The sequence below is a fragment of the Apibacter adventoris genome (genome assembly GCF_002964965.1).
GTDB classification, from domain to species: domain Bacteria; phylum Bacteroidota; class Bacteroidia; order Flavobacteriales; family Weeksellaceae; genus Apibacter; species Apibacter adventoris.
Window position 1 is genome coordinate 91,272 of sequence record NZ_PSZN01000007.1, and the last position, 9,804, is coordinate 101,075.

The 9,804-nt window shown below is 30.8% G+C and carries 8 protein-coding genes; 4 read left to right on the forward strand and 4 right to left on the reverse strand.

The window, feature by feature from the left end:
• The first annotated feature begins 73 nt into the window (after positions 1 to 73).
• Positions 74 to 1,012, forward strand: coding sequence for an HAD family hydrolase (locus C4S76_RS04615; RefSeq protein ID WP_221404986.1), 939 nt, complete (start codon positions 74 to 76; stop codon positions 1,010 to 1,012).
• A gap of 1,104 nt (positions 1,013 to 2,116) precedes the next feature.
• Here C4S76_RS04615 and C4S76_RS04620 read toward each other — a convergent pair.
• Positions 2,117 to 3,295: a M14 family zinc carboxypeptidase gene (locus tag C4S76_RS04620; protein ID WP_105193125.1), complete on the reverse strand. Its 1,179-nt coding sequence runs from the start codon at positions 3,293 to 3,295 to the stop codon at positions 2,117 to 2,119.
• 303 nt (positions 3,296 to 3,598) lie between these two features.
• On the opposite strand from C4S76_RS04620, the gene C4S76_RS04625 reads away from it, so the two are divergent.
• Positions 3,599 to 4,117 carry a helix-turn-helix domain-containing protein gene (locus C4S76_RS04625; protein WP_105193127.1) on the forward strand — a complete coding sequence of 173 codons (519 nt, stop codon included), beginning with the start codon at positions 3,599 to 3,601 and terminating at the stop codon, positions 4,115 to 4,117.
• Between the two features lie 45 nt (positions 4,118 to 4,162).
• Here the strand turns inward: C4S76_RS04625 and rplS are convergent, their stop codons facing one another.
• The 3 genes from rplS to ychF all read right to left on the reverse strand — a co-directional run bounded on the left by rplS (position 4,163) and on the right by ychF (position 6,818).
• The gene (gene rplS / locus C4S76_RS04630) at positions 4,163 to 4,522 is read right to left on the reverse strand and encodes a 50S ribosomal protein L19 (RefSeq protein ID WP_105193129.1); all 360 of its coding nucleotides are present in this window, start codon (positions 4,520 to 4,522) and stop codon (positions 4,163 to 4,165) included.
• A 167-nt stretch (positions 4,523 to 4,689) separates the two neighbouring features.
• A complete protein-coding gene (locus C4S76_RS04635; RefSeq protein WP_105193131.1) occupies positions 4,690 to 5,478 on the reverse strand; it encodes a M48 family metallopeptidase in 789 nt (262 codons plus the stop codon).
• 248 nt (positions 5,479 to 5,726) lie between these two features.
• The gene (gene ychF / locus C4S76_RS04640) at positions 5,727 to 6,818 is read right to left on the reverse strand and encodes a redox-regulated ATPase YchF (RefSeq protein WP_105193133.1); all 1,092 of its coding nucleotides are present in this window, start codon (positions 6,816 to 6,818) and stop codon (positions 5,727 to 5,729) included.
• 125 nt (positions 6,819 to 6,943) lie between these two features.
• Between ychF and C4S76_RS04645 the strand changes: the two genes are divergently transcribed.
• Together C4S76_RS04645 and C4S76_RS04650 are read left to right on the forward strand one after the other, a co-directional pair.
• Positions 6,944 to 8,695, forward strand: a complete 1,752-nt coding sequence (locus tag C4S76_RS04645; protein WP_105193134.1) for a VanW family protein — start codon at positions 6,944 to 6,946, stop codon at positions 8,693 to 8,695.
• Positions 8,696 to 8,940: 245 nt separating this feature from the next.
• On the forward strand, positions 8,941 to 9,804 hold an 864-nt coding region (locus C4S76_RS04650; RefSeq protein WP_181044058.1), incomplete at its 3' end, for a phage late control D family protein.

Sequence of the window (9,804 nt, forward strand, 5' to 3'; positions counted from 1 at the left end):
ACATTAGACAATAAAATAGCACATAAATATATTTGTTCGTAATTTTACAACCTAATATATGACAAAATTAAGTATGAAAAAATTAATCCTAAATTTTTTTTTATGGTTTGCTCTATTAATACCATCTTTTTTTCAATCACAAGCTTATAGGAAAATATACGGCTTTTCTGATGAAATAAATCAGCGTCTGGAATCTTTTCTCAATTCAACACTCACAAAAACAGAACGTAAAGTCGCTGTATTTGACTGTGATGGTACACTCTTAGGACAGTCTCCTTTTTACTTATCTGAAGAAGCAATTTATAGTTATGCGAAAGATAACTATTACGGGAAAACAGATGCTAAATCTAAAGAAAAAATGAAATATATAGATGAACTTATACACCCTAAAGAAGAATATGGATATTTGCAAAATAGTTTAAATTTTCTTTCGGGGATGTCTCCTTATGAAATTGAACAAATAGGTATGAACACCTATCAACAGAAATTTCAAGGAAAATTCTACCCAGAAATGAAACAATTATTAGCTAACCTTAAAGAATATGGCTTTGAAATATGGGTTGTAACTGCTTCAACAGAATTATTATATCAGGGATTTATCAATTATGAACTAGGAATTCCTAAAGAAAGAATTATAGGAATGAAATCTGTAATTTCTTCTGACAATAAAGTAACTAATAAACTGATTATCCCATATCCTCAAGATAATGGCAAAGCTGAGGCTATTAATACATATATTAAAACCCTACCTATGATAGTTGGAGGAAATAGCCGTGGAGATATGGAAATGATGAATTTGGCAACAGATTTAAAAATTATAGTTAATCCTGACAATTTAAAGGTAGAAAAAGGAAAATATTCAGGAGCCATGAATGGATATACTGTTAAGGAATATTGGGAGAAAGATCCAAATTGTATAAGTGTTTATACTAATGATATTAGAATAGGAAATATTAAGTATATTACGGAAGAAAATGGTATTAAACCTAATAGGGAAAATCCTAAAAAATAATTTTTTAAAATAGATTTTTTGATTTATATTTAAATATTCCAACAAAAATTATAAATTAATCATTCATACCAATTAACCATTTTTTTCAAACTTAATATAATGGTAATGCAGAAACAATAGTTGAATCTTTTTTCATGTAATTTATAAATTCTTGGTCAAATAATTTTACACCCTCTTGCGTAAAATGATTTGAATCATAAAAATACTGAGTTGATATATCTAAAATAGTATTAAAAATATAATAGGGTCCATAAGAAGAAAATTGCTTGTCTATATCACGATTATTAGTAATTGAATTAAATAAATTTTTAGTTACAGGAGTCTATATTAAAATAAATTTATATTATTTTTTTAATAAGTGTAATTATTTTTTTATCGTGTCTGCTTCTTTTAAACGTGTATAAGTATATCCTTCTGTTCTAAACTTAAATTGTAAATTTTATTGATATAAAATAGGTAAAAATGTTCCCCGTATAATTAAAAGTAAACAATAAGTAACCATAGAAAAACCTAAAAAATATATAGTTTTAGTAAGAAATCTTATTATTTGTTTATTGTTAAACATTGTTTATAAATATTAAAATTGACAATAAATAAATGGTGATCTTTTTATTTACATATACATAAAAATTAAGAAAATAATAAATGAATAAATGAACCATCTGATTATAAAATTTCAATTATTACCCAATTTCTCTAAAGCATAATTATTTTATCTTCCTATTCATTCTATAATTAAAAAAAATATAAATATAAAAACTACAATTATTCTAAACAATTTCTTCCTATCCTGTATAAAAGGAACTGTGAATAAATCTGCATTAAATATTTTTGAAATATAAGATACAGCATGATGTAAATTTTCTGATCTAAAAAATATCCATGCAAAGGTAATAATAATAAAAGTTAATAAAATAGATGTAAATTCTTTTAAAGAAGGTAGTTTTTTTAAAAGAAAAAGATTCTAAATTTTTAATTTTTTATTGAAAACAAACCAATATAAAATAAATACTATTAGTAAAAAAACTGCATAGTTAAAAGAAATAAAAAAACATCTAATAATTAATATTCTAAATATACTTATAAATATAAGTATTATTTTATTTATGCTATTGATTCCAACTTATTCCCATTAACTATCACCCATTCATCTAATTGAAAATCTGCCTCCATATTTATTTTAGGATACTTATTATTTTCAGAATAAAATCTTCTTCCTTCTGCATTAATTTCTTTATGTCCATATAAAAAAGATAAATCTCCTATCTCTTCAATTTTGGCTACAAAAGAAATATCCGCTTCTTCAGGAAATATGAACTCTGAGTACTGAATAGCTATATCAACCGTATTTTTTACATCTTCAGATAAAGCTACATTTCTATAAATTATATCATAAAATGAAACTGAATTTTCGGGGATTTCTAAATAATCTTTATAATTATCTTTCCAAGTAGATTTATCTTTAAGCGCAGAATGTAAAGCTGTAATTAAGGCTAAAGTAAAATATTTTCTTGTTTTCTGTCTGTAATAATCATTAGGATAATGTCCTCCTTCGAATAAAAGGGTCGGAATTCCTAACTTTTGAAAATTATCTCCAACGGAACGCGGATAAAATTCATCGGAATATCGGGCAATTTTATTAGGTAATATTTTTGTTATTTCTTTATATATAGAAGCTATTATTCCCATAGATTGTTTTCTTATTTCTGTAATTTCTCTATCTTCTGAAACAGAAGGCGACAAAAACGACAATGTAGCTGAATGGTTTGTTGTCCCTACTCCATAGATAGTTCTTTGATCATGAAGATTAAAAGCTAAATCATAGATTTTCTCTTTTACAAGATTTTTTAAAATTCGGATTTCAGGAGAAGCTTCTGCTAAAAAATCACGATTTACATCTATATTCATAATATTCCTTCGCGTCCAGATTTCTGATCCGTCCGGATTTAGCATTAAAACTATATCTAATGTAAATTTTTCGATAATCTCTTTTGCTAATTTATTTTCGTTTTTTAAAAATTTTAATAAATCTAAAACACTCAGTGTTCCTGTAGTTTCATTACCATGCATTTGAGTCCACAGAAGAATATTCTTTTTACCAACCCCTATAGATAATTTAAAAATAGGTTTTTTACAAACAGAATATCCCAACAAGGTTAGATTCTCTTTATAATTTTTTACTAGGAAGTCATTTAATTTTTTAGGATTGACATATCTGTTATTGAAAATTTCTTCAACGTCTAAATTTTGCTCTAGATCAACGATTTTTAATTCTGTGGACATAAGATACTTTTTTACAAATATATTCAAAAATAGAAAGTTTTCAATTATTTACATTTGTAAATTACAAATGTAAATAATTGAAATGTTTTTGATAATGAAAACTATGTCGTTTTGTCTGAAAAAAATAGATATGCTTATTTTATATAATTTAAATTATTGTTTACCAATAAAATATATTTAATTATTTAAAGATTGCGTTAAAGTAAGGTTTAGATGTTTTTATGTAAGTTGTTGAGATATTTTAATTAATTTTGCATAAAAACTAGTGTGTTACATATGTAACTAAATATACAAATGTAAAATATGGAAATTAACAAAAGAATAATTGCATTAATAGAAATCTTAGGATTAACACCTAGTGAATTTGCCGATAAAATTCAGGTACAACGATCCGGAATTTCTCATATAACTTCAGGAAGAAATAAACCTTCCTTAGATTTTTTGGAAAGTACTTTACGTTGTTTTCCTGAAATAAATTCTGACTGGCTAATATTAGGAAAAGGGAAACCTTTAAAATCTCAAAATAACGAAGATAACAGCTCAATAAAAACAGAAGATGCTTCTTATTTAGAGCCTATTGAAACTCTCTCCTCTCCTCTCCTTTTTCCTTTAGATGATGACAATAGGAAATCTGAAGAACAAAACCCGGAGAAAATAATAAAGTCTACTTTTAATGAAAATGCTACCAATAGTAACAAAATTGAAGATTCTCATAGTAATGAAAAATTAAATAAAGAAAATACAAACGAAAAAGAAATACAAAAAATTATAATTTTATATACAGACCACAGCTTTGAAGTTTATAAAAACAAAAAGGACTGAAAATGAATTTTCAGTCCTTTCGTTATATTATAAAGAATAGTAAATCTATGCTTCTTTTACTCTTGCATCTTTAATTCTGGCTTTTTTACCTCTTAAATCTCTAAAGTAGTAAATTCTAGACCTACGAACTTTTCCTTTTCTGTTTACCTCTATTTTTTGTAGAGCTGGCATATTTATAGGAAATACTCGTTCTACCCCTACATCTCCACTCATTTTTCTGATTGAAAAAGTTTTTGTAGCCCCTGTTCCTTTTACCTGTATTACTACACCTTTAAAAAACTGGGTTCTCGTTTTATTACCTTCTTTAATTTCGTAATAAACAGTAAGAGTATCCCCTGCATTAAATTCAGGAAATTCTTTTTTTGCAATGTACTTATCCTGTACATATTTAATTAATGGTTCCATGTATTATTATATGACTTATTTACCTTGAGTAACATTCACGTCTTTCGTCAGAGGTTAATCAATTCGGATGCAAAAATAATCAATTATTTTAATTTTACAAAAAATTAAAAAAATAAAACTACCGGCTAGCCGGTAGTTTTATTTTTTTATTATTATAGAGTATTTATTTATTTTTTACTATCTTTTTTAATTTTACTTTCTACTCTTTTTACTCGTTTTTCACTATCCGGATGGCTAGAAAATATCTTAGTTCCGGTACTTTTATCTGCTCCGGCTTCTTTTTCCAATTTTGCAATTTTTTCAAAAGCTGTAGCCAGAGCATGCGGATCTTTTCCATTAGCTACCATAAAAGTGTAGGCATAATCATCTGCAGCTGATTCCTGGGTTTGAGAAAACTGCGCACCGGTAAGTTCAGTTGCAATATCACCTAAATCAGAATTTACCAAATCCGCTACAGAACCTGTAGTAGATCCGGCATATTTTGCAGCAGCAGCTGTAAGAAGAGCCTGTTTATATGCTTTTTTGGAATGCCCTAATTTCACATGTCCTATTTCATGTCCTATAATTCCTAATATTTCATCATCAGTCATCATATCCATTAAAGAAGAAAACACTCTAACACTCCCATCCGGACTTGCAAATGCATTAACATCTATTACATAATATACCTTATAATTAAGTTTTAATCCGTCATAATTTTTATAAGGGCCGAATATTTTTTCTAAACGATCTGCATAGGCCTTTTTCTTTTTATCTTTATCTTTGGTTGAACATGTAGCATTATGTTCATCCATCCATTTTACCGATGCAGCTGCAGCATCTTGTACCTCTGCATCTGTAACAGTAAGAGCTTTTGCTGCAGTGGATAAAGCTTGGATTTTTCCTTTATTCAGTTGTGCATTAAAACCTGCTATAGTTAAGCAAGCCATTGACATAGTAAGTAAGATCTTTTTCATAAACAATTTAATTATTGGGTACAAATATGTAATTTTTTTTTTATTTCACCAATAATTAAACAATGAATAATTTTCAATTTCTTAAAGACTGAAATAATAATTATTAAAATAAAAACAAAAAAATAGCTATTTAATTAACAAATAGCTACAAATATACAAATATAAGATAAAATACTTATTCTTTTTTAATAATAAAAAATCAACACTAATACTAATCTTAGTAAATTGAAACTAAGCCCAAGGACAAGCTATACATTAAAACGAAAATGCATAATATCTCCGTCCTTTACTACATATTCTTTTCCTTCTACTGATAGTTTTCCTGCTTCCTTAACCTTGGCTTCAGAACCATACTTTACAAAATCATCATACGCAATAACTTCAGCTCTGATAAATCCTTTTTCAAAATCCGTATGAATAACCCCTGCTGCCTGTGGTGCCGTCCATCCTTTTTGTATGGTCCAAGCTCTAACTTCTTTTACTCCTGCCGTAAAATAAGTTTGAAGATCTAACAAATGATATGCCTGACGAATTAAACGATTTACGCCCGGTTCTTCCAATCCTAATTCTTCTAAAAAGATCTGCCTTTCTTCATAGGTTTCCAATTCAAATATATCTGCTTCTATCTGGGCTGCCAATACAATAATTTCAGCTTTTTCATTTTTTACTTTTTCTCGTACTTTTTCTACAAATTCATTCCCGCTCTTTGCTGATTTTTCATCAACATTACATACATATAGAATAGGTTTGAAAGTAAGTAACTGTAAGTCAGCCACAACTGGACCGGTAATTTCATCCGTTTCATATTCTCTGGCATTGCGTCCTTCTTCTATAAATTTCTGTAGTTTCTCTAAAACGGAAACTATTAACTGCTCTTCTTTATTTCCGGCTTTTGCTGCTCTTTTAGATTTTTCAAGTTTTTTCTCTATAGTCTCAAGGTCTTTCAGTTGTAGCTCTATATCAATAATCTCTTTGTCTCTCACAGGATCTATACTCCCTTCCACATGAGTAATATTATCATCCTGAAAACATCGTAAAACATGAATAATGGCATTCGTTTCCCGTATATTTGCTAAAAACTGGTTTCCCAAACCTTCTCCTTTGCTGGCACCTTTCACCAATCCGGCTATATCTACAATTTCCACCACTGCAGGCACCACTCTTTCCGGAATTACCAGTTCTTCTAATTTATTTAATCGAAGATCTGGTACTGATACGGTACCCACATTGGGTTCTATAGTACAGAAAGGATAATTGGCCGACTGAGCCTTTGCATTGGATAAACAGTTAAATAAAGTAGATTTTCCTACGTTGGGTAAGCCCACAATTCCACATTTCATATTTTGAAAAATTTGTGCAAAGATAAAAATATTTTATTCTTGCCCACATAGCTTCTTTTTTTAGATTTTATTATAATATTTTTTATGTATTTTTGGTCGTAAAAAGTTCTTAACTAAAGTCTACTATGAACAAAAAATTAATACTGGCAAAAAAACATAATTTATATCGTAACACTCTTTTTACTACCAAAACCTGCCTATTATCTGCCCAAAGAATGCTAAAAAATGCTCTGGAAGGAAATAAAAAATTTCCTGATAAAAATGAACTTATAGACCTACCGATTATTTCCGCATCAGAAAGTTACTTATGGAATGCGGACGACCAGGAAGATAATTGGATCCTTACTGCAGGCAAAATCCAGAATTTAAGACTGGCAGCCCGGAATATTAACGGAGTGGAAATTCCTGCCGGAGAAATTTTCAGTTTTTGGAAATATATAGGAAACCCCAACTTCGGTAAGAGATTTGTTACCGGAAGAGAAGTAAAAGAAGGCTGTATTGTTCCTACTAAGGGCGGCGGCTTATGCCAACTTTCCAATGCTTTATATGATGCTGCTTTAAAGGCTGATTTTCAAATTATAGAGCGACATAGGCACTCTCAGGTGATTGCCGGTTCATTAGCTGAAAAAAATCGCGATGCTACTGTAAAATGGAATTATATAGACCTGCGTTTCCGCTCCAATTTTCCATTCCGTATAGAAGTTCAAATGACCGATAGCCGGCTGATGGTTGTATTTAAAAGCTCACAAAAAAATAATCCAGAACTCAACACAAATTATAAAGAATTTTTTAAAGCTTCTTCAATAAATGACTGTTATTCCTGCGGAAACAAAGCCTGTATATTACATAATGGTAAAGAAAAAATAAAAAATACCGGAAAAGTTACCTATATACTGGATGAGAAATGGATCGAATATGAAAAGTACCTGGAATCGGTTATTAATGAAAATGATGTTGTTCTCCTTCCTTTTACGCCCGAAAATAAATTGAAAAACAGTAAAAATTGCTGGAATTTAAAGGGAAAAAATATTCAAACTTGTTCTATTCCTTCCCTACGTCGGATTCTGAATTTCAAAATACATAAAGGAAAAAATCCTTTTGAACTGGCGCTTGCTGAAGATCAAAAAATTTGCCGTAAAATGGCTAAATTGATCCCAATAGAAAGTACTCATTTAGTAGTTTCACAAAACCTACTTCCTTTTTTATATAAAGATTTCCATACTGCAGGAAGAACGTTAGATGTTCTTATGTACCGTTTGCCAATAGAAATTTTACAGAAAAAGCTGGATGTAGCTTTCAGTACCTATTCTGAAAGTCCTACCCTGCATGACTTCAGAGCGTCCGTATCCATATGGAGCCTTGAAAATGAGGCCCTGAAACAAGCCCATAAAATTATTACCCCTCATACTCAAATAGCTAAATTATTTCCTTCTAAAAGTCATTTACTCACTTGGCATATTCCACAAAAAAAGATACATAAGTCCCCTGAAGGGAAAAAAATTTTGTTTCCTGCTTCATCTTTAGGCAGAAAAGGAGCCTATGAAATGCGAAAACTCATAACCGAACTGGGGCTTTCGGTAGTTATTGCAGGAAAGACCATAGAAAAAAATGATTTCTGGAAAAATATAGAGGTGGAATTTGCCGATAATGATAATCTGTTCCATAATATAGCTCTTCTTGTCTATCCTGCATATATTGAACACCACCCTCAACTTTTACTGGAGGCTATTTCTTTAGATATTCCTATGATTATTACAGAGGCTTGCGGAATTGAACCGGGCAAAAATATTACAGTAGTTCCTACCGGAAATTATGCCGAATTGAAAAAAGAAGTATCTAAATTTCTTTCTCTTCACCCAATTTTCCAATCTTTTTAAAATTATTTATTGCTTTTTTGGTTGTCAACAAAAATATAGAATCCCTTTATCCATAATACATGAGCAGGAATGTTGTTATACAAACCGAACAGAATCCTTTCATAGAAAGCAATACATAAAAAAAATAATTAAAAAAAAGTTGCCCGTATATTAAAATAAATCCTATTTTTGCTTATCTCATTATGAGGTTAATAATGATTAATTATTTAGTTATTTAATAAAAAACAACTCAAAAACCTAGCTTTATGTCAGATTCATTATTTCCGGAGCCAGAGGAACTGCCTTCTTCCCCCTTCAAAATCCTGAGCCAGGAAGAAATTGCCCGCCAACAATCCCTACAGGGCATAATTGCTACCTATGGCGGAAGCCGCGAAAACCAATACGGCGACTCTCCCTTGGTAAGCGTTTTTGTACAAATATCAGGAGAAGCAAGATTCACCCACACGAACTTCCGCCTTCAAATCCGCCAGAGGGTTAATTCCCACGATACCTTTGAAATGCTCTGCGATCCCGATGAGTACGGAGAAAACCAAGCCTACCTGTTAGAAAACAGCCGTAAAGATTTAGGCAAGCGCATAACCTTTACCTTCAAGCAATGGGGAAAAAGCTGCTCGTTGTTTACCGGTGTACTTACAAGCATTTCCACCCGCAAAAAAGATGGAATCAAACAAATCGTCCTGCAGGGAAAATCGCCCTCTATCCTGATGGAAAACGGGTCTCATTGCCGCAGCTTCGAGAACCAGAGCCTCGAAGAAATCATCAAAGAAGTCATCCGCGACTATCCCCAAAACCTTATAAATTTCACAATCAACCCCAACCATAAAGAAAAAATCCCCTATATAGTACAATATAACGAGACCGATTTTGCCTTTATCCAACGTTTGGCGGCACGTTACGGAGAATATTTCTACTATGACGGCAGCCGCTTTATCTTCTCTCCCTGGGGCGGGAAGATCACCGAACTGATGGAAGGAGAAGATGTCTATGATTATGAATTGAAAATGGAGGTACAGCCCCAGCACTACCACTATAGCGGATACGACCCCAAGCAGTCTCAGAGCTATAGCGTAGACTCTTCGGGGCAGTCGGTAGAAGCTTCACAAAACCCC